Below are 23,538 nucleotides of genomic sequence, written 5' to 3'. Positions count from 1 at the left end.
CCCGCCTCAAGCAAGCGCCCCGTGAACCCTTGGCTCAGTAGCGGGCCGTCAGGCGGAGCGTGACCGTGCGCGGCGCACCATAGTAGACCGTGCGGATGTTGCCGACAGACGAGAACTCCTGGGCATCGGTCTTGTAGGCGCGGTCGAACAGGTTGTTGCCATAGAGGCCGAATGCCCAGTGCTTGTCTGCCGTTTCGTAAACGACACGCGCATCGCTGACCCAATAGCCCTTCTGGAACAAGCCTTCGATTTCGGTGTCGGTTCCGGCGGTAGGGCCGCTGCCGATCACGAAGGTATTGTCGACCGCCAGCGCGGTGCGCGACTTGTAGCGGCTCTGCGCACCAACGGTGATACCGCCGTTGTCCCCGAGATCGAACGCATATTGCGCACCCAGGCGCAGCGTCCATTTCGGCGCGAATGCCGGCGTCTGGAAGGCGCGACTGCCGCCGAAGTTGCCGAAGCGGGCATCATCGAAGTCGCGGTACTCGGCATCGAGATAGCCGATCTGGGTATCCAGCAGCAGCCCCTGCACCGGAGTCCAGTTGGCTTCGAGTTCGGCGCCCCGGATGCGCATCTTGCCGGCGTTGATGACCGACAGCACGGCGAGGGGAAGACCGGTCGTGGGATCCTCGTCGAGGCCGGAAACGCGGGCCTGGAAATCCTTGTAGTTGGAGTGGAAGACGGCGCCGTTGATGCGAACTTGCCGACTAACCGAGGACTTGAATCCCGCCTCGTAGGACCACACGGTTTCCGGGTCGTAGCGCGTCGCTTCGGTGACGGTGTTGGCCCGGCCGTTGAACCCGCCCGACTTGAAGCCCTTGGCGACGCGCGCGTAGACCATGGTATCGGGCGTCACCTGCCAGTCCACGCTCGCCATCGGTGACGTATCGGTCCACTTCCCACGGGGCGGAGAGAAGGCGAAGGTGCTGTTGAACCCCGGCAGAAGCGAGAAGAAGGTGCTGGTGGTGCGGAAGTAGTCCTTGGTTTCGCGCGTGTATCGCAGACCGCCGGAGATCCGGACATTCGGCACGACCTCGAAGCTCGCGTTGGCATAAGCCGCGTAGCTCTTGGTGGTGAGATCATCGTCGATGGTGCGCAGGAAGCCGCTGTTCAGGAACAACGGGCCCAGCACGTCGTCGCCATAAGCCTCCTGGTGCGACCCGACGTCTTCCTTGAGGTAGTAGAGACCGGCCACCGCGTTGAAGCGGTCGCTGTTGTAGGCGAGCTGGAACTCCTGGCTGATCTGGTCCTGGTCCACGCCCACGAACACATCGCCGACCTCATATTGCGTCGCGTCGATGTCGATGTAGTCGTCGGTCTTGAGGTTGCGGTAGGCGGTGATCGACTTGAGCGTCAGCGCCTCGGTGAGATCGATCGCCGCGGTACCGGCGAAGCCATAGTGCTTGAGCTTGGTCGAATTCGGCAGGCCGGGAGTGGTGCGCCCCGTCCAGTCATACTTGCCCGAACCGACCGGATCGGTGACCGGCAGCACGGTCCCGGAGAAGGTCACGAGGTTGTTGACCGGGCGGCCGACGTTGAGTGCGCCATCGTCACGGCTGTAGTCGGCGCTCAAGTCGATGCGGATGTTGCTGGCGGGGTTGACCGCAAGCATCGCGCGACCGCCGATTGAGTCGCGGTCGTTATACTCGCGGCTGTCCTCCCGATCTTCAACATAGCCGTCACGGTGCGCGCGCATGACGGCGATCCCGGCGGCGACACCCTCGGTGATAGGACCGGAGGCCGCGCCCCGGAGCTCGAACTGCCCGTAGGTACCGAATGTCGCGCTCGCGTTGGCCCGGACAGTCTGGCCGGGGCGTCGCGACACGAACTTGATCGCGCCACCGATGGTGTTCTTGCCGTAGAGCGTTCCCTGGGGCCCGCGCAGCACCTCGATCCGCTCGACATCGAGAAGGTCGAGCTGGTTGCCGCGGATGCGGGACAGGTAGACGTCGTCGACATAGACGCCCACCGCCGGGTCGAAGGTCTGCAATGCGTCCGGCTGGCCCACGCCGCGGATGTAGATGTTGGTGGCGTTGGACGAACCGCGGCCCTGGACGATGTTCAGGTTCGGCACCGCGCCCTGGAGCGAGGTGGTGTCGGTCGCCTGGAGGCGGTCGAGGGCGCGCTCGTTGAAGGCGGAGATGGACGAGGGGACGCGCTGCAGCGACTCCTCGACGCGCCGCGCGGTCACCACGATCTCACCCGTGGCCGTATCCTGCCCTTCGGCATCGGGAGCGGCCGTGGCTTCGGGCGCAGGAGCCTGCTGAGCCGCGTCCTGGTTCGTCTGTTCGACGGACTGGGCCAGCGCAGGAGCCGCGCCGAAAGCGACCGTCGCGGCAGTTCCCAGCAGGGTTGCACGGAAAAGCGAATGAGCATTCATGGACATCTCTCCCCCTTGGCTGAGGAGGCTGACCAGCCCCGCTTGCGCCAACTGTGCCGGGGACGTACTGAAAGTTGAACCGGGTTTCAACTCGGAAGAATGAGACGGACGGTCTGGGGGTACGAGAAGATGGAAAGCGTGACCGCACCGACACGCCGCAAGAAAGCGGAGCCTGCCGCCTCTCCGGCGAGCGACGGCAAGGCGCCCCGAACCGCCCGAGGCGAGAAGACCCTGCGCAAAATCCTTGATGCCGCGCTGGTGGAGTTCGGGGAACGCGGCTTTGCCGAGACTTCCATCGTCGGGATCACGCAGCGCGCCCGCGTGGCGCTTGGCACCTTCTACACCTACTTCGACAGCAAGGAGGATGTGTTCCGGGCGCTGGTCGGGGACATGTCGGCGCAAGTCCGGGACTCGGTCGCGCCGGCCTTCGAGCAGGCGCGCGATACGATGGACGGGGAGCGGCGCGCGCTTTCGGCATTTTTAGAGTTCGTGGCGGGACACAAGCAGGTCTACCGGATCATCGACGAAGCCGAGTTCGTCGATCCCGACGGCTTCCGCCGCCATTACGAGAGCACGGCGGAGCGCATCGCACAGCGACTCCAGGCCGGGGTGGAGCGGGGCGAGTTGCGCGCCGAGGACAGTCCGCTGGCGCAAGAGGTGAACGCCTGGGCGGTAATGGGCGCGAACGTGTTCCTCGGGCTGCGCTTCGGCGTGTGGGGCGAGGAAGATGCCCAGGAGGTCGCGGGCGTCGCCAACCGGCTGCTGCGCGAGGGATTGTCCGTCCGCTAGAGTGCGGCCGCCAGACGCGCGAAGGCATCCACGTCGCCGGGGTCATGGTACAGGCCAAGGCCGATGCGAAGCACGTCACCGCGCACGTCCGTCACGCAACCCTGCTCCATCAGGGACCTCTGCCACCGCGCGGCTTCGGGCGAGCGGAAGGCGAGGAAGCGGGCATGGTTTCCGGTTGATAACGGGTTCAGCAGTTCGGCTTTACCCAGCGGGGTACCCACGATGACCTTGAGCAACCGCTCGTGGAGGCGCGCCACCCGATCGCTGATTGCTTGCGTAGTCAGCCTCTCGTCCGCCAGCATTCGCCGGATCGCGTTGAAGCGGTATAGTGCCGATGGGTCGAAGGTCGCCCCCATGAACCGCATGGCATCGGGGGAGTAGCCGACCATCCCGGGTGGCAGCGACAGGTCCTCGAACTCGGCATACCAGCCGGTAATCGGCGGCCGCTCGCCGAAGCCGGGTGGGCAGTGCATGAGGCCCATGCCCTCCCCCGCCATCGCATATTTGTAGCCGCCCGCGAGGTAGAATGCGGCGGAGGCCACGTCTGCGGGAAAGGGTGTCTCCAGCGCCATGAAGCTGTGATAGCCGTCGATCACCACCCATGGACCGCCGGGGCTGGCGAGCGCCGCCAGCTCTGCGACGGGGTCGAACAGCCTGCCGCTGCCGAACAGCAGCTGGCTGACCATGACGAGGTCGTGTGCGCGTTCGCCTGCGGCGGCCAGGAATCGCTCGGCGAAGCTGTCGAACGGCTCGGCGGCAATGGTAGTGAGCGCGATCTCGCCGCTCTCGACCCAGCGCGCGAACTGGCGCCGTGCGCTGTGGAACTCGCCGTCGCTGGCGAGAACCCGCAGCGGCCCGCCTCCCGGGCGCGGAGCGGCGGCGCCGAGCCGCACAAGAAAGTCGTGGGTGTTGGCGGCGAAGACCACGGCACCAGGCATTCCGGTGCCCAGCTCCTCGGCGACGTGACTCTGCGCCTCTGGCCAGACCTCGCCCATGATCCGGTCCCACTTGCGGTCGGCGAGGCGCGCCGCGTCTTCCCAGCACTCCACCTGCCCCGCAAAGCTCGCATCCGGCCACAGGTGATGACTGTGCGCCGCCATGTGCAGCCGCCCCGGCGCAGCCCCGAGCGAACGGCTGAACAGGTGCTTGAAGCTCACAGCTCGGTCCTGAGATCCCACAGTTCGGGGAAGGCGCGCTTGGTCAGCGTGGAATGGAGGTAACGTGCGCCGGCCGAGCCGCCCGTTCCCGTCTTGTTGCCGATGATCCGCTCGACCGTCAGCACGTGCTTGTGGCGCCAGCCGGCGAGCGCGTCGTCGATGTCCACCAGCTTTTCCGCGAGCTGGTAGAGTTCGAACCACCGGTCCGCATCTCGGTAGACGGCCAGCCACGAGTCCTTGATTTCCTCGGGCGTGCCCGCGGCAAAACCGGAGCGGGTGAGCGCGGCATTGGCTTCATCCCACAGGCTGGGTTCGGAAAGCGCCGCCTTCAAGCGTTCATGCCCCTCCGAGCCGCCCTCGTAATAGTCGAGAAAGCGCGGGTCGCGGATGCCGAGGCGGTACTCCAGCTCCCGGAACTGGGCCGACTGGAAGCCGGAGGAGGTTCCCAGCACGTCGCGGAACTTGGCGTAGTCGACGGGCGTCAGCGTCGCCAGCACGTCCCAGCTCAAGGTCATGACGGACTGGATGCGCGACACGCGGGCGAGCGCCTTGTAGGCGGGCGCGAAGCGATCTTCCCGGACCAGGACCGTGGCCAGCCCCACTTCGTGGAGCATCTGCTTCAGCCACAATTCCTTGGTCTGGTGGATGACGATGAACAGCAGCTCGTCATGCAGCGGCGACAGGGGCTGCTGCGCGGACAACAAAGTGTCCAGCTGCAGGTAATCGGCATAGGTCATGCCGGCCGGGTGTGCGGTCATGCGCCGGACGCTAGGGGAAAATGGGAGGCGGCGCGAGGGGCGTTGGTGCCCCGCGCGCCAGGATCAGCGATCCGGTCGGGTCTGTCCGGCCGGGTTGCCGCTGCCGACCACGCCGATGTTGCCGAAGAATTCCTCGAAGAAGCTGTTGCGGCGTCCGAGGGTCGGGGTTTCCTTGCCGTACGGATCGATGGACGCGACCAGTTCCTTGCCCGTGCGATCCACGGCGGCCACGTTGCCGGCCTGGTCGAAGCGGACCCGGAGCACGGTCTGGTCCGTCACCCGCGGCTTGCGGAAGGCGAGCGCGTTCGTCTGGCGCGACACATAATACCATTCGTTCGGGTCGAACTGGGCCGTGAACGTCGGTCGGCCGAGCGTCTTCTGCACCGATTCCTTGTTGTCGACGCCCGGCTGGACGGCGGCCGCGAGTTCCTGGTCGAGGATGTATCCGCGGCTTTCGCGGTAGCCGGTGCAGGCGGTCAGCGCAGTTCCTGCCAGAACCAGGACGCCAAGGGCACGAAACGAAACAGCCATCAGTTTTCAACCACTCCTGTGAGGCCCTTGCGCCGCCCGGGCCACGGCTCAATATCCGCTAGGGGTGCGGGTGCCAAGTCACGGCGCTTGCCCTGCGCCGCCGCCCCTGAATGGAGGATAAACGATGCGATCCCTGATGCGGCTGTTCCGAAGCGAACCGGCCGCTGCCCGGCCCTTGTACGAGCAGGTGGTCGCTCGGGCGCGGCAGCCGCACTGGTATCTCGCCGGCGCTGTCCCGGATACGCTGGAAGGGCGGTTTTCCGTGCTTGCGACGCTGCTGGCGCTGGTCGACGTGCGGCTGGAGCGTGGGGGCGACCTGGCGCGGCGGACGTCCGTCGGGCTCGCCGAATGCTTTGTCGCAGACATGGAGATCGAGAACCGGCAGTTGGGCGTGTCCGACACGGGCATCGGCAAGAAGGTCGGCAGCCTGGTGGGCGCGCTCGGGGGACGGGTCGGTGTGTGGCGGCGAGTCGTGGACGGCGAGGAGAGCTGGGAAGGCGGGGTGAGCCGCAGCGTCTACCGCAATACGGAGGCTGCCGGCGAGGCGCTCGCCCATGTGGAACGCGAACTCAGGGCGTTCTGGGCAGCGCTGCAGGCCCGGACGGACGAGGCGCTGGTGCACGGAGCACTGCCATGAGCGACTTCGCGCATCAGCTGAACCTCAGCCAGATCCGGGACGGGCAACGGCTCGACCTGTCGGCGGACGAGGCGGAGCGGGCCGCAATCACCGAACGGCTGGGGCTGGACGGACTCGAGCGGTTCGACGCGCACGTGGCGCTGGAGCGCGAAGGCGAGAAGGTGCGGGCTGCGGGGCGGATCAGGGCGGTGCTGACCCAGTCGTGCGTCGCCACCGGAGAAGCCGTTCCAGCGCATGTCGACGAGCCGTTCGAGATCCTGTTCCTGCCCGAGCCGCAGGTCGGCGCGGACGAGGAACTGGAACTGAGCGACGAGGATTGCGACGTGGTGTTCCACGACGGCGCGGCCGTGGACCTCGGCTCCGCGCTAGCCGACACGCTGGGCCTAGCGCTCGATCCTTATCCGCGCTCGCCCAATGCCGACGAGGTCCTGCGCAGCGCTGGCGTGCTTACGGAGGAGCAGGCCGGACCGTTCGCGGCACTGGCGAAGCTCAAGGGACTGGCGCGGGAATAAGGTTGCTCTCGTGCTCGCCCCGGTTTCGACGAAGGGTGTCTGTGTGGTGCGCTTCGACAGGCTCAGCGTGAGCGGTTGAAGACTCAGAACGGGACGTCGTCGTCCAGGTCGTTGTCGAACGCCGCCGGCTGCGGGCGCGACTGGCCGCCGCGGCTGCCGCCGCCATAGCCACCGGAACCGAAGCCGCCGTCATCCTCACGGCCACCGCCGAAGCTGCCGCCCCCGCGCGACCCGCCGCCGCCTTCACCGCGGCCGTCGAGCAGGACCATCGCGCTGTTGAAGTTCCGCAGCACCACATCCGTGGTGTAGCGGTCGTTGCCCTGCTGGTCCTGCCACTTGCGGGTCTCCAGCTGGCCTTCGAGATAGACCTTGCTGCCCTTGCGCAGATATTGCTCGGCGACGCGGGCGAGACCTTCGGAGAAGATGGACACGTTGTGCCACTCCGTCTTCTCCTTGCGCTCGCCCGAGTTGCGGTCCTTCCAGTTCTCTGACGTGGCGAGGGTAAAGCTGACGACCTTTCCGCCGTTGGCGAAGCTGCGTGATTCGGGGTCCTTGCCCAGATTGCCGACTAGAATGACCTTGTTGACGCTGCCCGCCATGCCGTGAATCTCCGTGGTTCGGAGAGCAGCTATAGGCCGAGCGCCACCGCCGTCCAGTAGGTGATTCCGGCGGCGGCGTAGGCCAGCGCAAACAGATAGCCAACCATGAACGCGGGCCATTTCCAGCCGTTGGTCTCGCGCCGGGTGATAGCGATGGTGGAGATGCACTGGGGGGCGAACACGAACCAGGCGAGGAAGGCGAGCGCGGTCGGCAGCGGCCAGTTGCCGGCGAGCCGTTCCTCGAGGCTCTGCGCCATCTGCTCCTCGTCGCTCTGGTCGATGGCGTAGACGGTGGCGATCGCGCTGACCGCCACTTCCCGCGCGGCCATGGCAGGGATCAGTGCAAGCGCAATGTCGTGATTGAAGCCGATCGGCTTCACCAGGACCTCGATGCCGCTGGCGATCCGGCCGGCGAGCGAAACTTCGCTCTGCTGTTCGCCCGGTTTCGCCTGCGGGAAGCTGGCGAGTGCCCAAAGGACCACGGTCGTCACAAGGATGATCCCGCCCGCGCGCTTGAGAAAGATCAGCGCGCGCTGCCACAGGCCGATTGCCACGTCCTTGAGCGCCGGCATCTGGTACTTGGGCAGTTCCATCATGAAGAAGCTCTTGCCGCCCCGCGCCACCGTCTTGCGCAAGAGCAAGGCCGCGATCAGAGCCCCACCGATGCCGGCGATGTAGAGCCCGAACATGACTAGACCTTGCAGCCCGATCCCCGGCCCCAGGGTCCGATCCGGGATGAAGGCGGCGATGATCAAAGTGTAGACCGGCAGCCGCGCCGAACAGGTCATCAGCGGCGCTACCAGGATGGTGGTCAGGCGATCCTTCTCATTGTCGATGGTGCGGGTCGCCATGATGCCGGGCACGGCGCAGGCGAAGCTGGACAGCAGCGGAATGAAAGCGCGCCCAGACAGGCCCGCGCGGCTCATCAGCCGGTCCATGAGGAAGGCGGCCCGGACCATGTAGCCCGTGCCCTCCAGCAGGAGGATGAAGAAAAACAGGATCAGGATCTGCGGAAGAAAGACCACGACGGCTCCGACGCCGCCGATGAGTCCATCCACGATCAGCGAGCGGAACAGTCCTTCCGGTAGTGAGGCCGCAATCGCTTCGCCGAGCGCCGCCATCCCGCTCTCGATCCACCCGATCGGCGCTTCGGACCAGGCGAACACCGCCTGGAACATGGTGAACATGACGAGCCCCAGGATGAGGGGTCCGGCAACGGGATGCAGCAGCACGCGGTCGAGCCGGTGGGTCCAGCGGCGAACGGGCGTTTCGCTGACGGTCGCCGCCTCCGATATCCGCCGGGCCTCTCGCTGCAAAAGCTGGGGGTCTTGTGCTAGGGCGGTGGAGCGCGTCGGCTGGGCAAGCACCTGTTCCAGCGCGCCGCGGAGTTCGTCCGTCCCCTTCCGGCGAACGGCGATGGTTTCGATGACCGGCACGCCGAGTAGCGACGAAAGCCGTTCGGCACTGAGGTCCAGTCCGTCCCGGCGGGCCATGTCGATCATGTTCAGGGCGACGACGGTCGGAAGGCCAAGGCCGATGAGCTGAAGCGCGAACCGCAGGTGATTGTCGAGATTCGAGGCATCGACGACGACCAGCAGCGCGTCCGGCCGGCGCTCGCCCGCGAAGGTTCCGAGCAGCACATTCCGGGTGACCGCCTCGTCAGGGCTGGAAGGATCCAGTCCATAGGCTCCCGGCAAGTCCACCAGCTCCACCGGACGGCCGTCCGGCAATACCGTGCGCCCGCTTTTCCGCTCCACGGTCACGCCCGGATAGTTGCCGACCTTTTGCCGGGCGCCCGTCAACGCGTTGAAGAGTGCGCTCTTGCCGGCATTGGGGTTGCCGACGACCGCGATCAGAGGTGCCGGGTTCATGGCCTGGCCTTGCGGATCAGAAAGAAGGAGCGACGCGGATGGCCCGGGCATGGTTGCGCCGAATCGCAACCGTCATCCGGCCAACGCGGACCGCCAGGGGATCGCGTCCGAAGGGACCAAGGTGCAACGGTTCCACCGTAACACCCTCGTCGAACCCGAAGTGCTTGAGACGGCAGACCTCGCCCTCGTCGAGCAGATGCCACTCCACCGCCGCGATCCGACCGCGACTGCCGACCGCGAGCTCGTCGAGGGAAAGCTGAAACTGGCTGAAGGGCGCCGCAACCGTCATTGCGACTGATTATCAATATCGACGCGGCAAATCCAGTGCCGTCCGATCCGGGAATCTACCTAGTGCGGCGGATAGCGCAGTCGGCCGAGGAAACGGGCGAGGCTCGGGCGATTAATCGAGCCCGCCCGCCAACCGGCCTTCCACTTCTCGAATGCCATCACATTGTCGATCCGTCGGTCGAGAAAGGCGGCCGTGGCGGCGCTGCCTTCGCTCTCGTCACCCATCCACGCGAGCAGGGTCGAACCGTACACACCCGACAGGGTCAGCCGCTTGGTGTAGTGGTTGTAGTCCGTGGCGGTGTCCCCGGCCAGGCGCCAGATGACGTCGGCGGTGCGCCAGCCGAGCCGCGTGCCGAGCGCCACGTTCTGCGGCATCGCAAGGGTCGCAAGAGCCCGGCGGACGGCTTCCTTCGCCGGCTCCATGATGCGGAAGCGCGCCCAAAGCATGTCGCGGATGCGGGCGCGGATCTTCATGGCCGCAAGCCGCTCGGCCGGGAACTCCGCCGCCATCGCCCGGTCGACGCCTGCGATGTAGACGTCGATCAGCCTCGCAGCCTCCTTCGGCATGGCCAGACGGGCCTGGGCGCGGTCGATGCCCATTGCATCGGCCGCCGCATCGACTGCAGCGGGCGTCCACCCGTCGAACACCGCATTCTCACCAACCGCGAGGGCCAGGCGCTGCCGGATCTGCTCGAGCGGGCTGGGGGAGTCGTCCATGACCGCTAGGTGGTCGTTTCCGCCCCGCCGCGCAAGCGCACCAAGACCAGCGCAATCGCGATTGCCGCGGCGCCAACCCAGTCGAGCACGGTCAGGGTTTCCCCATAGACGATCCAGCCCATGAAGGCGGAGATGGCAGGCTGGGTCAGCAGCGCGAGCCCGACGACCAGCGGCGGCACGACCCCCAACGCATAAACCAGGCAGCCCTGTCCAATCACCTGGCTGCTCAAGGCAAGGACCACAAGTGGAGTCCAGCTTTCGGGCAGGATCCGTTCCCCGGTGATCAGCGCGAACGGCAGCAGCATCACGGCTCCGAAGGCGGTGGCCAGGACGACGGTCGGGAGAGGCTGCAGCTGTCCGCGGGCACGCTCGATTCCTATCAGGTAGCCGGTGTAGAGCAGGCCCGCGAACAGGGCGAGCAGGTCGCCTCGCAGGTGGCGGGCGCTCAGCTCGGCGCTCCCGGCCATCAGCAGGGCCGAGCCCAGCGCAGCGAGCAGCAGTGCCGCCGACTGGAGCCGGGTCGGCCAGCGCCGCGCCAGCCACAGGCCCCAGGCAGCGAAGGCGAAGCTGGACATGTTCGCGAACAGGGTCGCGTTGCCAAGCTTCGTGAGCTCAATCCCTGCGTGCCAAGCGACGAGGTCCGCGGCGAAGAAGAATGCGGCCACCGCCACGATCAGACCGAGCGCTTTTCCGGGCCAGTGAGCCGGCTGCCCCGCACTGCGGGCGAGAAGGAACAGGAACGGGACGGCGATGGCCAGCCGCCAGAACCCTGCGGCCGCGGGTCCCACGTCCGCCCAGCGCACCAGCCAGGGACCGAACGCCAGCGCGGCGTTGCCGATCAGCAGGGCGATGAAGCCCCTGCCCAGCGCGGACGGTCTGGCGGGAACACGGGAAATGGACGCGGTCACATCCGGGTGACTAGCGGGCTCGGGTGGAAAGCTCCATCTGAACGAGCATGACCAAGCTGTTCGACCCCATCACCGTTGGAAACCTGACCCTCAAGAACCGCATCTGGATGGCCCCGCTGACCCGCGGCCGCGCGACCCGAGAAGCGGTCCCTACCCCGATCATGGCGGAATATTATGCCCAGCGGGCGGATGCCGGCCTGATCATCTCCGAAGCGACCGGCATCAGCCGGGAAGGCCTTGGCTGGCCTTATGCGCCCGGGCTGTGGACCCAGGCGCAGGTGGACGGCTGGAAGCCGGTGACCGAGGCTGTTCACCGGGCTGGAGGGCGGATCATCGCGCAACTCTGGCACATGGGCCGGCTGGTGCATCCGGACCTCGGCGGCGGCCAACCGGTCAGCGCCTCGGCCACGACGGCGCCCCACAAGGCACACACCTACGAGGGCAAGAAGCCCTATGTCGAGGCGCGGGCGGCCACTCTGGACGACATCCGCCGGATCACCGGCGACTATGCCCGCGCCGCTCGAAATGCCATCGCGGCTGGGTTCGATGGCGTGCAGCTTCATGGAGCGAATGGCTACCTGATCGATCAGTTTCTGCGCGATGGCTCCAACCTGCGGGACGACGACTACGGCGGCTCGATCGCCAATCGGATCCGGCTGATGAGCGAGGTGGTCGGCACCCTGGTTGCGGAGGTCGGGGCCGACCGGACCCACGTGCGACTGTCGCCGAACGGCGCCGTGCAGGGCGTGGACGACAGCGACCCGCGCGCGCTGTTCACCGCGGCCGCGGCCGAATTGCAGCGCCACGGCATTGCGAGCCTGGAGATGCGGGAGCCTGGCACCCAGTCGAGCTTCCTGCCCTCCGATGACGAGCCGGTCAGCCCGTATATTCGCAAGGTTTTCCATGGCGTGCTCGCGCTCAACAGCGATTACGTCCACGATACCGCGGAGCAGCGACTGGCGGAGGGCGTCGCCGATGCGATCGCCTTTGGCCGGCCGTTCCTGGCCAACCCGGACCTGGTAGAGCGCTTCCGCAGGGGCGCGCCGCTGAACGAGCCCGACGTGAAGACCTTCTACACGCAGGGGGCCGAAGGCTACACCGACTATCCGCGTTGGCAGGAACAGGCCGCCGCCTGAGCCATTACATTCCTCAGCCAAGGAGGAGGGACGATGCGCAAGGACGTGGCATGGGGCGCGGCGGCCGGCGGGCTGCTGGTGGGGCTGGGGATCGCCTACATCCTGCGGGAGAAGGCGACACCGGAACCGGACTATCGCGTGCTGGCAAGCGAGCGCGAGTTCGAGATCCGCTCCTATCCGGCGACTCGGGTCGCGGAGACGGTCGTGCAGGGGCCCCGCAAGGACGCATTGAACGAGGGCTATCGAATTCTGTCGGACTACCTGACCGCCGAGTCGCGGCCTGGCGGGAAACTGCCGATGTGGGTGCCGGTGTTCCAGGACTCAGGCAACCCGATGGCGAGCGATCCGCCGACCTTCGACGACGATCTGGGCGAGGGCGGCTGGCGGGTGCGCCTCACCCTGCCGCAGGATGAGGAACTTCCGCATCCGCCGGAGGGTGTAGCCCTAGTCGAGATTCCGGCCCGCCGGGTTGGCGTGGCGCGGTTCTCGGGCACGGCCAACGATGATCGCCTGGCCGCTCATGAGGATGCTCTGCGGGGCTGGTTGAGCCGGCACGGTGAGAAGGCTCTCCATGCGGAGCCCGAATATGCCTTCTACAACTCGCCAATGATCCCGCCGCCGCTGCGCCGGGTCGAAGTGCTGCTGCCGCTGACCTAGGCGAAGCGTTCTTGCACACCCAGCAGGGCGAGGGCCGCCCGTGCTGCGTCCCCGCCCTTGTCGCCTTGAGCAGGATCAGCGCGAACGATCGCCTGCTGTTCGTTCTCGACAGTGAGGATGCCGTTGCCGACCGGCAGGCCGTCCATGGTCAGCGCCATGATCCCGCGGGCGCTCTCTCCGGCCACGATCTCGAAGTGGAAGGTCTCGCCGCGGATCACCACGCCGAGCGCGACATAGGCATCGAACTCGCCGCCGTCGGACGCGAGGGCGATGGCCCCGGGCAGCTCCAGCGCGCCCGGCACGGTAATCGTCTCGTGGGTATGGCCAGCCGCCTCCAGCGCCTTGCGCGCGCCGTCGAGCAGCATGTCGTTGAGGTGCGCGTAGAAGCGCGCCTCGGCAATCAGGACGCGGGCCATTCGATCACTCCGTGGGGATGGGGCGCTCTTCGACGATGGCCAGGCCATAGCCGCCAAGGCCGACGGGCGAATGCCGCGTGTTGGTGAGCAGGATCATGTCGTGGATGTTGAGCGCGGCCAGGATCTGCGCGCCGATGCCGTAGCTGCGCAGCATCTCGCCCGGCTCCACGTCCTTGCCGGAGCGCCGGTCGGCCGAGCGGGACAGCGATCCCGGGTCCGCCGCATGAAGCGCGACGATGACGCCGGAGCCTTCCACCTCGATCATCCGCATCGCGCCCTGCAACAGTCCGGTACGGCAGCTCTGCTCGCCCAGGACGTCGGCGAAAAGATCGAGGCTGTGCATGCGCACCAGCGTCGGCCGGCTGGGATCGAGCGGCCCGAGCACCAGCGCGAGTTGTTCTGCGCCCGTCGCCTTGTCCCGGAACACCTGCGCCTGCCACTGCACTCCCGACGCGCTGGTGAACGCGGTGTCGGCCACCCGCTCGACCATATGGTCCTTCTTGAGGCGGTAGGCGATGAGGTCGCGGATCGTCCCGATCTTGAGGCCGTGCTGGCGCGCAAAGTCGATCAGGTCGTCCAGCCGGGCCATGGTCCCGTCTTCGCGCATGATCTCGCAGATCACGCCGGAAGGGTTGAGGCCCGCCAGCCGCGAAACGTCAACGGCTGCCTCCGTATGGCCGGCGCGGACCAGCACACCGCCTGGACGCGCCACGAGTGGGAAGACGTGGCCAGGGGAAACGAGCGCATGCGGTCCGTTGGCCGCGTCGATTGCGACCGCGACCGTGCGAGCCCGGTCCGCTGCGCTGATGCCCGTCGAGACGCCTTCGCGGGCCTCAATCGACACGGTGAACGCGGTTTCGTGCCGGGTGCCGTTGGTGCGCGCCATCAAGGGCAGCTGAAGCTGCTGCACGCGTTCGTGAGTGAGGGCGAGGCAGATCAGCCCGCGGCCGTGGCGGGCCATGAAGTTGATCGCATCCGGCGTCGCCATCTGGGCCGGAATAATCAGGTCGCCCTCATTTTCCCGATCGTCGTCGTCAACCAGGATGTACATGCGGCCATTGCGCGCCTCGTTGATGATGGCTTCGGGGCCGACCATCACCTCGGCCGTGCCGCGCTGGAGCAGTTTCTCGAGGCGGCCGAGCGTCTCGGCGGTCGGGTTCCAGTCGGGCGCACCCAGCTTGCGGAGCGAATTGGGGTGGAGCCCTGCCGCCCGGGCAAGGCCGGAGCGACTAATCTCGCCAGTGTCGACGATAGCAGTAAGTCGGTCGATGAGGGTGCTGGACATCGCCAAGTACTATCACACCACGGTGTGAGATGTAACCCTACGCAGTCACATCAGAAACATGCCTATGAGTCGCGAGCAGCCAGCATCCGTTCCAGATAGCGCGCCAGAACGTCGATCTCCACATTAAGCTGTCGCCCGCCAACGAGGTCTCCGAGTGTGGTGTGTTGCGCGGTATGCGGGATGATATTCACGGAGAAGTGCGTCTCGCCCTCATGGTCGCGCACATCGTTGACGGTCAGGGACACGCCATCGAGCGTCACGGAGCCCTTCGGCGCGAGTGCCGGACCGAGCTCGCGCGCCACGCGGATGCCGATGCGGGTCGAGGCGCCATCTTCACAGGTGCCGACGACCTCGCCGATACCGTCGACGTGACCGGTGACGATATGTCCACCGAGTTCGTCCCCAACCCGCAGCGCGCGCTCCAGGTTCAGGCGTGCGCCCTCCTGCCACTGACCGGCCGCCGTGCGGCTTAGCGTCTCGCCCGACACATCCACGGCAAACCAGTCCTCGCCCTTGTCGACGACCGTGAGACACACGCCCGAACAAGCAATGGACGCGCCGAGATCAACCGTAGCCAGGTCGTATCCGCAGGCAATGGTGAGGCGCAGGTCGCCCCGCTGCTCGGCGGAGCGGACGGTGCCGATGTCGGTGATGATGCCGGTGAACATGCTAGTTCGTCATTCCCGCGAAGACGGGAGTGCATTTCCCGCCTGTTGTTCTTGTGGCTTGTTCAGGAGGTGGACCCCCGCCTGCGCGGGAGTGACGCCCCTCACCCGCTCGTAGACTTCGAGCCGGTCGATGCCAAGCGGACGGCCGTCGCGCGCTATCCACCGACCGTGCGCATCGCCGATCGCATCCAGTCCGATGTAGCCGACGCTCTGCTTCCCCTCGCCGATGATGATCGGTGCCCGGTAGAGGAGGATACGGTCGACCAGGTCGGCCGCAAGGAAAGCCGTGGCCGTCGCCGACCCGCCCTCGACCAGCAGGTCGTTGACGTCATGAAGCCGATAGACATCCTCCGGGGAACGCAGGATTTCCCAGCCCTCCACGGGCTCCCCGCGAGTGAGCAAGGCGCGCCTTGGCGACCATTCCTCGAGACCTGGAAGACGTACATCCAGCCGCGGCCGGTCCGCCAGCAGCGTGCCGCGTCCGACCAAGATCATGTCGCTATGCGCCCGTTCCAGATGGACGTGGGCGCGGGCGTCCTCGCCGGTGATCCACTTCGATTCGCCCGACGGCAGCGCGACCTTCCCGTCGATCGACAAGGCCAGCTTCAGGGTGACGCGGGGCCGGCGGAGCCTGAGGCGGGTGAGCCAGCCAGGCATCGACTCCGCCGCTGGGTTCGCGCCCTCGCCCACATCGACCTGAATGCCGGCGTCCCGCAGCTGGCGGACGCCATCGCCCGCCGTTCGTTCGTCCGGGTCCTGCAGGGCGGCGACGACCCGGCTCACGCCCGCGTCGATGATCAGGTGCGCACAGGTCGGTCCACGCTGGCTGCGGTGAGCGCAAGGCTCCAGGCTGGTGTAGAGGGTCGCTCCACGTGCCCTTTCCCCCGCCTCTGCCAACGCAACTGCTTCGGCATGTGGGCGACCCCCACGCTCGGTAGCGCCGCGACCGACGACCTCCTCATTTGAGACGATGACGCAGCCAACGTTCGGATTGGGCGCAGTCCGCCCCCGAGCGCCGGCGCCGAGCGCGATCGCTTCGGCCATCCAGCGGGCGTCACTCGATGCCGAGCTTATCCTGCAGCTCCTTGAACTGGCGTTGACGCTCCTTCTGCGCCGCTTCTCGCGCCGCCTGGTCCTTCTTCTGCTCAGCCACGATCTCAGCATCCGTGCGGTTGGCCGTCCAGCTTTCCGTGTAGATGATCTGCGGCGGCGGCGCTGTGTTCACCTTCGCGTCCAGGAAGAACACGATCACGATGATCGCGGTGATCAGCAGCGCCAGCGCACCACCGAGCAGGCGATCCCGATCACGGTTCCGCAGGAAGGCCTTGAGGTCGGCCAGAGCGACACTCGGCCTGGAGAAAGGCGGAAGAACCGGCATGGAGCCGTAGATAGGACGGAGCCGGGCGGAGCACTACCCCCGCCCGGACCAGAGGCTCAGACGTCGCGCATCTCGAACCGGAGCGTGATGGTGATGCTGGTCGCAACCGGGCGCCCATCCTCCGTCGCCGGCTTGTACCGCCAGGTGCGGATCAGGTGCTTGCGGGCAGCCTGGAGGAACTCGGGATCGGCCGCGCCGACCGGCTCGACACTCACCACCCGCCCGCGCTCGTCGATGCCGAGGCGAAGCTTCAGCACGGCCTCTTCCTCCGTACGCAGCTTGGAGTCGGGGTAAGGCGGCCGAAGCAGGTCGGCCGGCGTCGCCAGCCGGGCGGCGACCTTCACCGGCTCCTTGATAGGGAGCGGCTCCACTTTCGGCCCGAGCGGCGCGTCGATGATCGGCCGGATGTCGGGGATGATGTCCGTAGTGGCCGGACCACTATCGACCACTGGATTGTCCGGCAGCGGCGGGTAGAGCGGCGGCGTGGGCGTGATGACACTCGGCTGCTGCTGAGCGGGCGTCCGCGGATCGGTCTTGGGCCTGGGCTCCGGAGGCGGAGGGTCCTTGGGCAGGGGAATGGGCTCGATGGTGATCGGTGTTTTCGGGACAAACGGGTTCACCTCCATCTTGGCCGTGACCAGGAAGGCGATGGCAACCGCGTGGCCTCCGATGATCAAGCTCAGCATGGTGGGGGACAGGTGGCGCCGGGGGCGGCGGTGGGCGGCATAAGCAAGCATGACGGCCTCCTCTTGCAGGTGAGTTGATGTTACAACATCACAGATTGGAGGCAAGCTCCTTTTGATCTGGCAAAGTTTCGGTTTTCAGGCGCTTGCTGCGGCTCGAAGTCGTTCCAGCGTGCGCTCTCGACCCAGGCGCTTGACCAGCGGACCCATCTCAGGACCCGAGTCGCGCCCCGTAAGGGCCAGGCGCAACGGCAGGAACAACGGCTTGCCCTTGCGGCCCGTGCGCTCCTTGAGCGCACCGGTGAGCGAGTGCCAGGGGTCGGCGCACCAGTCGATTCCCGGGACGTTCCGTGCTGCCTCGGCGAGAAAGGCACGGTCGTCCGCGGGCAGCTCAGGACAGGCAATCGCGCCGTGAAGCACGGGCACCCAGGCGCTTGCCTCGGAGAGATGCGCGAGGTTGCCGCGGAGCAGGTGCCAGTCCTCTGGCGCGAGGTCGGCAGGCAAACGGTCGCAGACAGCCTCGTACGGCAGCTGGTGGAGCAGCTTGGCATTCAGCAGCTCGACATCGTGGAAGTCGAAATGCGCCGGTGCCCGGCCGAAATGTGCGAAGTCGAAGCTATCGGCGAGGGTATCCAGACCAGGTGTCGCCTCGACCGGATGGGAGGTGCCGAGATGCGCCAGCTGCGAGAGCAATGCCATGGGCTCGAGGCCGGCGTCCTGCATGGCTCCGACGCCGACCGCGCCAAGGCGCTTGGACAGCTTGCCCTCGGCCGCGACCAGCAGCGCTTCGTGGGCGAGGTGAGGCGGTTCGGCCCCCAGTGCGGCGAACATCTGTAGCTGGACCGCGCTGTTGGACACATGGTCCTCGCCCCGCACGATGTGCGTGATGCCGAGATCCACGTCGTCGATGACGCTCGGCAGGAGGTAGAGCCACGACCCGTCGGCCCGGCGGATAACGGGGTCGCTGAGCAGGTGGGGATCGAAGCGCTGCTCGCCGCGGATGAGGTCTTCCCATGCGATCGGCTGGTCGTGGTCGAGCCGGAAGCGCCAGTGCGGCTCGCGGCCGGGAACGGCTTCGTTATCGCCCTCGGGCCGCTCGTAAACTGGGGGGAGCCCGCGCCCGAGCAGGATCTTCCGACGGAGATCGAGTTCCTGCGGGGTCTCGTAGCAGGCATAGACCCGGCCGGCCGCGCGCAGCCGCTCGAACTCGCGCTCGTACAGGGCGAAGCGGTCCGACTGGCGGACGCTATCGTCCGGGTGGAGGCCGAGCCAGGCAAGGTCGTCGCGGATCTGCTGCTCGTTCTCGGGCGTGGAGCGCTCGCGGTCGGTGTCGTCGATCCGCAGCAGGAAGCGACCCCCATGCTTTCGGGCGAACAGGAAGTTGTGCAGCGCCGTTCGGATATTGCCGACGTGGAGGCGCCCGGTGGGCGACGGAGCGAAGCGGGTGACGACGCTCATCGCGCAGTCCGGAACGCGTTGGTGATCGGATAGCGGCGGTCGCGGCCGAAGTTGCGGCCGCCGATCTTCACCCCGGGCGGAGCCTGGCGCCGCTTGTACTCGGCGCGGAGGACCAGCTTCTCCATTTCCGCCACCACCTTGACGTCGGCGCCCGTTTCCGCCGCCACCTCGGCGACGGACTTCTCGGCATCGACGAGCCCGACGAGAATCGGATCGAGCAGCTCATAGGGGGGCAAGCTGTCCTCGTCCTTCTGGTCGGGGCGGAGCTCGGCCGTTGGCGGCTTGTTGATCACGCGCTGCGGCATGACGGGGCCGTCAGGGCCGAGCGAGTCGTCTGGCTTGTGCGCATTGCGCCAGCGCGACAGCTTGAACACGGTCGTCTTGTAGGCGTCCTTGAGCACGGAATAGCCGCCAGCCATGTCGCCGTAGAGGGTGGCGTAACCCACGCTCATCTCCGACTTGTTGCCGGTGGTCAGCAGCATGTGGCCGAACTTGTTGGACAGCGCCATCAGGGTGACCATTCGCAGCCTGGCCTGGATGTTCTCCTCGGCAAGGTCCGGCTTGCGCCCCGCGAACGCGTCCTTCAGCATCACACTCAACGCATCCACCCCGGGCACGATCGGGATGACGTCATGGCGGCAGCCGAGCAACTCAGCACACTCCTGCGCGTCCTCCACCGAGGTGCTGCCGGTGTACACGGACGGCATCATCACGCCCCACACCTTGTCTGGCCCGAGCGCATCCACCGCGACCGCCGCCGACAAGGCACTGTCGATCCCGCCAGACAGGCCAAGGATCACGCCGGGGAAGCCGTTGCGCTGCACATAGTCGCGCAGGCCAACCATCATGGCGTGGTAGATGTCGGCGGGGAACTGATCGAGTTCGTGCTGCTCGCGCGTGGTGCAGGTCCACTTGCCTGACGAGCGCTTCCACTGTGTCAGCAGCAGCGCTTCTTCCCAGTCGGGCAACTGGACCACCAGTTCCCCGTCCGGGTTCACGACGAAGGACGAACCGTCGAACGCCAGCTCGTCTTGTCCACCGACCCGATTGAGATAGGCCATCGCAAGGCCGCTTGTCGCGACGCGGCTTTGCACCAGGCTCTGGCGGAGGTCGTCCTTGTCGAGCTCGTACGGACTGCCGTTCGCCACCAGCAGCAGCTCTGCGCCTTCGGCCGCCAGATGCTCGCACACGTCTTCCAGCCATATGTCTTCGCAGATCGGCAGGCCGATGCGGACGCCGCGGAACTCGAACACCTTGGGGAGAGGTCCGGATGCAAAGACGCGCTTCTCGTCGAAGGTGCCATAGTTCGGCAGCTCCCGCTTCGAGGTCACGAACAACCCGCGCCCGCCGTCGGCGACGATCATCGCATTGTAGGGCTTGCCGTCGCGCAGCACGATCGAGCCGAACGCTACGGCCGGGCCCGGCGCCTGCGTCGCTGCGACGAGTTTCGCCGCTTCCTCCTCGGTCCGCCGCAGGAACTCCGGCTTCAGCACCAGGTCCTCGGGCGGGTAGCCGGTCAGCTGGAGCTCCGGCACCAGCAGCAGGTCCGCGCCGCCGGCCCGCTCCCGCATCTGGAGGATCGCCGCGGCATTACCGGCGAGGTCCCCCACGCGCTGGTTCATCTGGGCAAGCGCAATGATCAGGCGTTCGGTCATGCGAGGCTCTCTAGCGGCGGGAAGTCTTTCGTCCAACGTCGCGGCTCGCTAGAGGGAGCCATCTCGGGAAGGGGCACCTCATGAAACTGCTGGCCGGCAACTCCAATCTGCCGCTCGCCAAGGCCATCTCCGATTATCTCGAACTGCCATTGACGCAGGCGAGCGTTCGGCGGTTCGCCGACGAGGAAGTATTCGTCGAGATCCACGAGAACGTCCGGGGCGAGGACGTCTTCCTCATCCAGTCGACCAGCTATCCGGCCAACGACAATCTGATGGAACTGCTGATCTGCATCGATGCGCTGCGCCGCGCATCGGCCAAGCGAATCACGGCGGTACTGCCTTATTTCGGCTATGCCCGTCAGGACCGGAAGCCGGGGCCCCGCACCCCGATCAGCGCCAAGCTGGTCGCCAACCTGATCACGGTCGCTGGCGCCAACCGGGTGCTCTCCGTCGACCTCCACGCCGGGCAGATCCAGGGCTTCTTCGACATCCCTACGGACAATCTGTTCGGCGCGCCGGTCATGAGCGCGGATATCCAGGCCCGCTTTGGCTCAAAGGAGATCACGGTCGTGTCGCCGGACGTCGGCGGAGTGGTGCGAGCCCGAAGCCTCGCCAAGCGCTTGAATAACGCCCCGCTGGCGATCGTCGACAAGCGCCGCGAGCGCGCCGGCGAGTCGGAGGTGATGAACATCATCGGCGACGTGGACGGACGCTTCTGCGTGCTGATCGACGATATCGTCGATTCGGCCGGAACGCTGTGCAACGCCGCTGCCGCGCTTCGCCAGCAGGGCGCTACGGACGTGGTCGCCTACGTCACCCACGGCGTGCTCTCCGGCGGCGCCGCGGCGCGCGTGGCTGCGAGCGAGCTGACCGAGTTGGTCGTGACCGACTCGATCTTCTCGGGCGAGGCGGATGTGAAGGGCGGCAAGATCCGGCGCCTGACCATCGCCCCGCTGCTCGCCGAGGCGATCCGCCGAATCGCGGACGAAAGCAGCGTCTCCAGCCTGTTCGACTAGGAGCCTCCCGCGAGCGCCCGCGTTGGAGCGCGGTTGATCCGCGAAGGAGCTTGTCATGCCGACCGTTCTCATCACCGGCGCGAACCGCGGGCTCGGGCTGGAGTTCGTGCGCCAGTACCAGGCCGAAGGGTGGGAGGTCATCGCCACTGCGCGGCAAAGATCTCCCGAGCTGATGGCTGTTGGCGTGCGAGTGGAGCAGCTGGACATGAGCGACCTCGACGCGGTCGCCAGCTTTTCCGCAGGCGTGAACCGCCTGGATCTCCTGATCGCGAATGCAGGAACCTATGGTCCGCGCGAAGCGGCCGATGCGGACGAAGCGCGTGAATGGCTAGGCACGTTCGCGGTGAACACCATTGCCCCGTACCTGCTGGCGAAGGCGGTTCTCCCGCCAGTCCGCGCGGCGGGAGGGAAGCTGATCGCGATCAGCACGCGCATGGGCTCGATTGCCGACAATACGAGCGGCGGCTTTCTCGCCTATCGCTCGAGCAAGACGGCGCTCAACATGGCTTGGCGAACGCTGGCGCTGGCCGAACGCGACCTCACCTGCGTCGTGCTGCACCCCGGCTGGGTGCAGACCCGCATGGGTGGGGCGAATGCGCCCGTGACGCCCGGAGAGAGCATCCGGGGCATGCGCCGGGTGATCGACGGACTCATGCCGAAGGATTCGGGCGAGTTCTTCGACTACCAGGGGCAGCGGGTGCCGTGGTGAGAACCGTCACTCCCGCGAAGGCGGGAGTCCATCTCGTGCCGTTCGCGCACCTTTGAAGGGTTGGCGATGGATTCCCGCCTCCGCGGGAATGACGAGTGCGGCTAATCCTGCTTGTCCACCGCCGGCGCGCCGATCGACCAGGTGTAGCCGAACGGGTCGCGCAGCTGACCGTAGCGGTCGCCCCAAAACTGATCTTCGAGCTTCATCGTCTCGGTCGCGCCAGCCTCGAGCGCCTGATTGAAGACGGCATCCGCGTCCGTCACCTGCAGGTGCAGGGTGACGGCATCGTTCGGAGCGGGCTTTCCGCCACTATATTCGGGAAAGTCGTCGTTGAGCATCAGCGAGCCGCCATTCAGCCGCAGGTGAGCGTGCATGATCCGCTTGCCATCGTCACCCATCATTGGCTCCATCGCCGGCTCGGCGCCGAACGCGCGGCGGTAGAAGTCGATCGCTTCCGCCGCTCGGCCGTCCGGGATGGTCAGGTGAGCGGTAATGCCGCCGGTCGGACCCATGTCGTCCTGGTTCATCGCGTCTCTCCTTGTCAGAAGGGGAGAGTGCCGCTATTGGCGCCCGCTTTCCAGCTTCATGGAAAAACGAACGGCCCGGCCAGTGAGGGCTGCCGTGGCAGTTCGCGAAACGTCGTCCGCAAGGACTTCACAGGAGACGAAAATGCCCAAGCTCAAGACCAAGAGCGGCGTGAAGAAGCGCTTCAAGCTCACGGCGACCGGGAAGGTGAAGCACGGCGTCGCCGGCAAGCGTCACCGGCTGATCAGCCACAACGCCAAGTATATCCGCCAGAATCGTGGAACCGAGGTTCTCGCCGACGCCGATACGGCGCGCGTGAAGCTCTGGGCCCCGTACGGCCTCAAGTAAGGAGCGCTAGACCATGGCACGCGTCAAGCGGGGTGTAACCACCCGCGCCAAGCACAAGCGGCTCCTGGAACAGGCCAAGGGCTATTACGGCCGCCGCAAGAACACGATCCGCATCGCCCGCCAGGCGGTCGAGAAGGCCGGGCAGTACGCCTACCGCGACCGCAAGGTGAAGAAGCGGAGCTTCCGGGCTCTCTGGATCCAGCGCATCAATGCCGCCGTCCGCGTTGAAGGGCTGACCTACGGTCAGTTCATGCACGCGCTGAAGCTGACTGGTGTCGATCTCGACCGGAAGGTCTTGGCCGACATGGCGATGCACGAAGGCGCGGCTTTCGCGGCGCTGGTCGCGCAGGCTAGGACCGCCCTTCCGAACGACGGCGACCGGTCGATTCAAGCCACCGCGTAAAGCCGCTCACGTTTCACGTGAAAAGAAGCAGGCGCCTCGGGAAACCGGGGCGCC

Annotated in this window: 27 protein-coding genes; 9 read left to right on the top strand and 18 right to left on the bottom strand. The window is 66.7% G+C overall.

Going from position 1 to position 23,538, the window contains the following annotated elements:
* Positions 1–34: 34 nt before the first annotated feature.
* Complete coding sequence (locus JT720_RS05550; RefSeq protein ID WP_237219659.1) at positions 35–2,386, bottom strand: TonB-dependent receptor; 2,352 nt, start codon at positions 2,384–2,386, stop codon at positions 35–37.
* A 123-nt stretch (positions 2,387–2,509) separates the two neighbouring features.
* Here JT720_RS05550 and JT720_RS05545 point away from each other — a divergent pair, with 123 nt between their 5' ends.
* On the top strand, positions 2,510–3,169 hold the full coding sequence (locus JT720_RS05545) for a TetR/AcrR family transcriptional regulator (RefSeq protein WP_205480205.1): 660 nt from the start codon (positions 2,510–2,512) through the stop codon (positions 3,167–3,169).
* Here the strand turns inward: JT720_RS05545 and JT720_RS05540 are convergent.
* The 3 genes from JT720_RS05540 to JT720_RS05530 form a co-directional block, all read right to left on the bottom strand.
* Complete coding sequence (locus tag JT720_RS05540) at positions 3,166–4,326, bottom strand: aminotransferase class V-fold PLP-dependent enzyme (RefSeq protein WP_205479921.1); 1,161 nt, start codon at positions 4,324–4,326, stop codon at positions 3,166–3,168. The genes JT720_RS05545 and JT720_RS05540 overlap by 4 nt on opposite strands.
* Positions 4,323–5,084 carry a tryptophan 2,3-dioxygenase gene (locus JT720_RS05535; protein WP_237219658.1) on the bottom strand — a complete coding sequence of 254 codons (762 nt, stop codon included), beginning with the start codon at positions 5,082–5,084 and terminating at the stop codon, positions 4,323–4,325. The genes JT720_RS05540 and JT720_RS05535 overlap by 4 nt, the downstream gene beginning before the upstream one ends.
* 63 nt (positions 5,085–5,147) lie before the next feature.
* The gene (locus JT720_RS05530) at positions 5,148–5,615 is read right to left on the bottom strand and encodes an outer membrane protein assembly factor BamE (protein WP_205479920.1); all 468 of its coding nucleotides are present in this window, start codon (positions 5,613–5,615) and stop codon (positions 5,148–5,150) included.
* A gap of 124 nt (positions 5,616–5,739) precedes the next feature.
* Here JT720_RS05530 and JT720_RS05525 point away from each other — a divergent pair, with 124 nt between their 5' ends.
* Positions 5,740–6,252, top strand: a complete 513-nt coding sequence (locus JT720_RS05525) for a ubiquinol-cytochrome C chaperone family protein (RefSeq protein WP_205479919.1) — start codon at positions 5,740–5,742, stop codon at positions 6,250–6,252.
* Entirely contained in the window at positions 6,249–6,764 is a 516-nt protein-coding gene (locus JT720_RS05520; protein WP_205479918.1) for a YceD family protein, read from the top strand. The genes JT720_RS05525 and JT720_RS05520 overlap by 4 nt, the downstream gene beginning before the upstream one ends.
* Positions 6,765–6,847: 83 nt before the next feature.
* Here JT720_RS05520 and ssb read toward each other — a convergent pair whose 3' ends face one another.
* Genes ssb through JT720_RS05495 form a run of 5 tightly spaced genes read right to left on the bottom strand, consistent with a single transcriptional unit; the run spans position 6,848 to position 11,147 of the window.
* Positions 6,848–7,363 carry a single-stranded DNA-binding protein gene (gene ssb, locus JT720_RS05515; protein WP_205479917.1) on the bottom strand — a complete coding sequence of 172 codons (516 nt, stop codon included), beginning with the start codon at positions 7,361–7,363 and terminating at the stop codon, positions 6,848–6,850.
* Between the two features lie 29 nt (positions 7,364–7,392).
* Positions 7,393–9,234: a ferrous iron transporter B gene (gene feoB / locus JT720_RS05510; protein ID WP_205479916.1), complete on the bottom strand. Its 1,842-nt coding sequence runs from the start codon at positions 9,232–9,234 to the stop codon at positions 7,393–7,395.
* Positions 9,235–9,250: 16 nt separating this feature from the next.
* Positions 9,251–9,523: a FeoA family protein gene (locus JT720_RS05505; protein ID WP_205479915.1), complete on the bottom strand. Its 273-nt coding sequence runs from the start codon at positions 9,521–9,523 to the stop codon at positions 9,251–9,253.
* Positions 9,524–9,582: 59 nt separating this feature from the next.
* Entirely contained in the window at positions 9,583–10,239 is a 657-nt protein-coding gene (locus JT720_RS05500) for a COQ9 family protein (protein WP_205479914.1), read from the bottom strand.
* Positions 10,240–10,244: 5 nt separating this feature from the next.
* A complete protein-coding gene (locus tag JT720_RS05495; RefSeq protein WP_336511942.1) occupies positions 10,245–11,147 on the bottom strand; it encodes a DMT family transporter in 903 nt (300 codons plus the stop codon).
* Between the two features lie 47 nt (positions 11,148–11,194).
* Between JT720_RS05495 and JT720_RS05490 the strand changes: the two genes are divergently transcribed.
* A complete protein-coding gene (locus JT720_RS05490) occupies positions 11,195–12,283 on the top strand; it encodes an alkene reductase (RefSeq protein WP_205479910.1) in 1,089 nt (362 codons plus the stop codon).
* Between the two features lie 33 nt (positions 12,284–12,316).
* The gene (locus JT720_RS05485; protein ID WP_205479908.1) at positions 12,317–12,940 is read left to right on the top strand and encodes an SOUL family heme-binding protein; all 624 of its coding nucleotides are present in this window, start codon (positions 12,317–12,319) and stop codon (positions 12,938–12,940) included.
* Here the strand turns inward: JT720_RS05485 and ribH are convergent.
* From ribH to JT720_RS05445, 8 genes are all read right to left on the bottom strand, one after another.
* The gene (gene ribH / locus JT720_RS05480; RefSeq protein WP_205479906.1) at positions 12,937–13,356 is read right to left on the bottom strand and encodes a 6,7-dimethyl-8-ribityllumazine synthase; all 420 of its coding nucleotides are present in this window, start codon (positions 13,354–13,356) and stop codon (positions 12,937–12,939) included. The genes JT720_RS05485 and ribH overlap by 4 nt on opposite strands.
* 4 nt (positions 13,357–13,360) lie before the next feature.
* A complete protein-coding gene (gene ribB, locus JT720_RS05475; RefSeq protein WP_205479905.1) occupies positions 13,361–14,641 on the bottom strand; it encodes a 3,4-dihydroxy-2-butanone-4-phosphate synthase in 1,281 nt (426 codons plus the stop codon).
* Positions 14,642–14,703: 62 nt separating this feature from the next.
* On the bottom strand, positions 14,704–15,309 hold the full coding sequence (locus JT720_RS05470; RefSeq protein WP_205479904.1) for a riboflavin synthase: 606 nt from the start codon (positions 15,307–15,309) through the stop codon (positions 14,704–14,706).
* A 9-nt stretch (positions 15,310–15,318) separates the two neighbouring features.
* Complete coding sequence (gene ribD, locus JT720_RS05465; protein WP_205479903.1) at positions 15,319–16,353, bottom strand: bifunctional diaminohydroxyphosphoribosylaminopyrimidine deaminase/5-amino-6-(5-phosphoribosylamino)uracil reductase RibD; 1,035 nt, start codon at positions 16,351–16,353, stop codon at positions 15,319–15,321.
* A 10-nt stretch (positions 16,354–16,363) separates the two neighbouring features.
* Entirely contained in the window at positions 16,364–16,687 is a 324-nt protein-coding gene (locus tag JT720_RS05460) for a hypothetical protein (protein WP_205479902.1), read from the bottom strand.
* A gap of 56 nt (positions 16,688–16,743) precedes the next feature.
* Positions 16,744–17,424, bottom strand: a complete 681-nt coding sequence (locus JT720_RS05455; protein ID WP_205479901.1) for an energy transducer TonB — start codon at positions 17,422–17,424, stop codon at positions 16,744–16,746.
* An 84-nt stretch (positions 17,425–17,508) separates the two neighbouring features.
* Positions 17,509–18,828, bottom strand: coding sequence for a glutamate--tRNA ligase (locus JT720_RS05450; protein WP_205479899.1), 1,320 nt, complete (start codon positions 18,826–18,828; stop codon positions 17,509–17,511).
* Positions 18,825–20,483: an NAD+ synthase gene (locus tag JT720_RS05445; RefSeq protein WP_205479897.1), complete on the bottom strand. Its 1,659-nt coding sequence runs from the start codon at positions 20,481–20,483 to the stop codon at positions 18,825–18,827. Before JT720_RS05445 ends, JT720_RS05450 begins: the two co-directional genes overlap by 4 nt.
* 80 nt (positions 20,484–20,563) lie before the next feature.
* On the opposite strand from JT720_RS05445, the gene JT720_RS05440 reads away from it, so the two are divergent.
* Positions 20,564–21,499, top strand: coding sequence for a ribose-phosphate pyrophosphokinase (locus JT720_RS05440; protein ID WP_205479895.1), 936 nt, complete (start codon positions 20,564–20,566; stop codon positions 21,497–21,499).
* Positions 21,500–21,554: 55 nt separating this feature from the next.
* Positions 21,555–22,208 (top strand): SDR family oxidoreductase, encoded by a 654-nt coding sequence (locus JT720_RS05435; RefSeq protein WP_205479893.1) that lies wholly within the window; start codon positions 21,555–21,557, stop codon positions 22,206–22,208.
* Positions 22,209–22,309: 101 nt separating this feature from the next.
* Here the strand turns inward: JT720_RS05435 and JT720_RS05430 are convergent, their stop codons facing one another.
* On the bottom strand, positions 22,310–22,735 hold the full coding sequence (locus tag JT720_RS05430; protein ID WP_205479891.1) for a VOC family protein: 426 nt from the start codon (positions 22,733–22,735) through the stop codon (positions 22,310–22,312).
* A gap of 142 nt (positions 22,736–22,877) precedes the next feature.
* Between JT720_RS05430 and rpmI the strand changes: the two genes are divergently transcribed.
* Together rpmI and rplT are read left to right on the top strand one after the other, a co-directional pair.
* Complete coding sequence (rpmI, locus tag JT720_RS05425) at positions 22,878–23,081, top strand: 50S ribosomal protein L35 (protein ID WP_029941637.1); 204 nt, start codon at positions 22,878–22,880, stop codon at positions 23,079–23,081.
* Between the two features lie 13 nt (positions 23,082–23,094).
* Positions 23,095–23,484, top strand: a complete 390-nt coding sequence (rplT, locus tag JT720_RS05420) for a 50S ribosomal protein L20 (RefSeq protein ID WP_205479889.1) — start codon at positions 23,095–23,097, stop codon at positions 23,482–23,484.
* Positions 23,485–23,538: the final 54 nt, after the last annotated feature.

This window comes from Sphingomonas arenae (assembly GCF_016924655.1).
In the GTDB taxonomy this organism is placed as follows: Bacteria; Pseudomonadota; Alphaproteobacteria; order Sphingomonadales; family Sphingomonadaceae; genus Sphingomicrobium; species Sphingomicrobium arenae.
Note: the sequence above shows the minus strand (reverse complement) of the source record. Positions and strands in the feature narration are given on the sequence as shown.

What these genes read in the sequence shown, in the direction of transcription:
- JT720_RS05550 (WP_237219659.1), bottom strand. Translation starts at nt 2,386, where the DNA reads ATGTCCATGAATGCTCATTCGCTTTTCCGTGCAACCCTGCTGGGAACT.
- JT720_RS05545 (WP_205480205.1), top strand. Translation starts at nt 2,510, where the DNA reads ATGGAAAGCGTGACCGCACCGACACGCCGCAAGAAAGCGGAGCCTGCC.
- JT720_RS05535 (WP_237219658.1), bottom strand. Translation starts at nt 5,084, where the DNA reads ATGACCGCACACCCGGCCGGCATGACCTATGCCGATTACCTGCAGCTG.
- JT720_RS05530 (WP_205479920.1), bottom strand. Translation starts at nt 5,615, where the DNA reads ATGGCTGTTTCGTTTCGTGCCCTTGGCGTCCTGGTTCTGGCAGGAACT.
- JT720_RS05525 (WP_205479919.1), top strand. Translation starts at nt 5,740, where the DNA reads ATGCGATCCCTGATGCGGCTGTTCCGAAGCGAACCGGCCGCTGCCCGG.
- JT720_RS05520 (WP_205479918.1), top strand. Translation starts at nt 6,249, where the DNA reads ATGAGCGACTTCGCGCATCAGCTGAACCTCAGCCAGATCCGGGACGGG.
- ssb (WP_205479917.1), bottom strand. Translation starts at nt 7,363, where the DNA reads ATGGCGGGCAGCGTCAACAAGGTCATTCTAGTCGGCAATCTGGGCAAG.
- feoB (WP_205479916.1), bottom strand. Translation starts at nt 9,234, where the DNA reads ATGAACCCGGCACCTCTGATCGCGGTCGTCGGCAACCCCAATGCCGGC.
- JT720_RS05505 (WP_205479915.1), bottom strand. Translation starts at nt 9,523, where the DNA reads ATGACGGTTGCGGCGCCCTTCAGCCAGTTTCAGCTTTCCCTCGACGAG.
- JT720_RS05500 (WP_205479914.1), bottom strand. Translation starts at nt 10,239, where the DNA reads ATGGACGACTCCCCCAGCCCGCTCGAGCAGATCCGGCAGCGCCTGGCC.
- JT720_RS05490 (WP_205479910.1), top strand. Translation starts at nt 11,195, where the DNA reads ATGACCAAGCTGTTCGACCCCATCACCGTTGGAAACCTGACCCTCAAG.
- JT720_RS05485 (WP_205479908.1), top strand. Translation starts at nt 12,317, where the DNA reads ATGCGCAAGGACGTGGCATGGGGCGCGGCGGCCGGCGGGCTGCTGGTG.
- ribH (WP_205479906.1), bottom strand. Translation starts at nt 13,356, where the DNA reads ATGGCCCGCGTCCTGATTGCCGAGGCGCGCTTCTACGCGCACCTCAAC.
- ribB (WP_205479905.1), bottom strand. Translation starts at nt 14,641, where the DNA reads ATGTCCAGCACCCTCATCGACCGACTTACTGCTATCGTCGACACTGGC.
- JT720_RS05470 (WP_205479904.1), bottom strand. Translation starts at nt 15,309, where the DNA reads ATGTTCACCGGCATCATCACCGACATCGGCACCGTCCGCTCCGCCGAG.
- ribD (WP_205479903.1), bottom strand. Translation starts at nt 16,353, where the DNA reads ATGGCCGAAGCGATCGCGCTCGGCGCCGGCGCTCGGGGGCGGACTGCG.
- JT720_RS05460 (WP_205479902.1), bottom strand. Translation starts at nt 16,687, where the DNA reads ATGCCGGTTCTTCCGCCTTTCTCCAGGCCGAGTGTCGCTCTGGCCGAC.
- JT720_RS05455 (WP_205479901.1), bottom strand. Translation starts at nt 17,424, where the DNA reads ATGCTTGCTTATGCCGCCCACCGCCGCCCCCGGCGCCACCTGTCCCCC.
- JT720_RS05450 (WP_205479899.1), bottom strand. Translation starts at nt 18,828, where the DNA reads ATGAGCGTCGTCACCCGCTTCGCTCCGTCGCCCACCGGGCGCCTCCAC.
- JT720_RS05445 (WP_205479897.1), bottom strand. Translation starts at nt 20,483, where the DNA reads ATGACCGAACGCCTGATCATTGCGCTTGCCCAGATGAACCAGCGCGTG.
- JT720_RS05440 (WP_205479895.1), top strand. Translation starts at nt 20,564, where the DNA reads ATGAAACTGCTGGCCGGCAACTCCAATCTGCCGCTCGCCAAGGCCATC.
- JT720_RS05435 (WP_205479893.1), top strand. Translation starts at nt 21,555, where the DNA reads ATGCCGACCGTTCTCATCACCGGCGCGAACCGCGGGCTCGGGCTGGAG.
- JT720_RS05430 (WP_205479891.1), bottom strand. Translation starts at nt 22,735, where the DNA reads ATGAACCAGGACGACATGGGTCCGACCGGCGGCATTACCGCTCACCTG.
- rpmI (WP_029941637.1), top strand. Translation starts at nt 22,878, where the DNA reads ATGCCCAAGCTCAAGACCAAGAGCGGCGTGAAGAAGCGCTTCAAGCTC.
- rplT (WP_205479889.1), top strand. Translation starts at nt 23,095, where the DNA reads ATGGCACGCGTCAAGCGGGGTGTAACCACCCGCGCCAAGCACAAGCGG.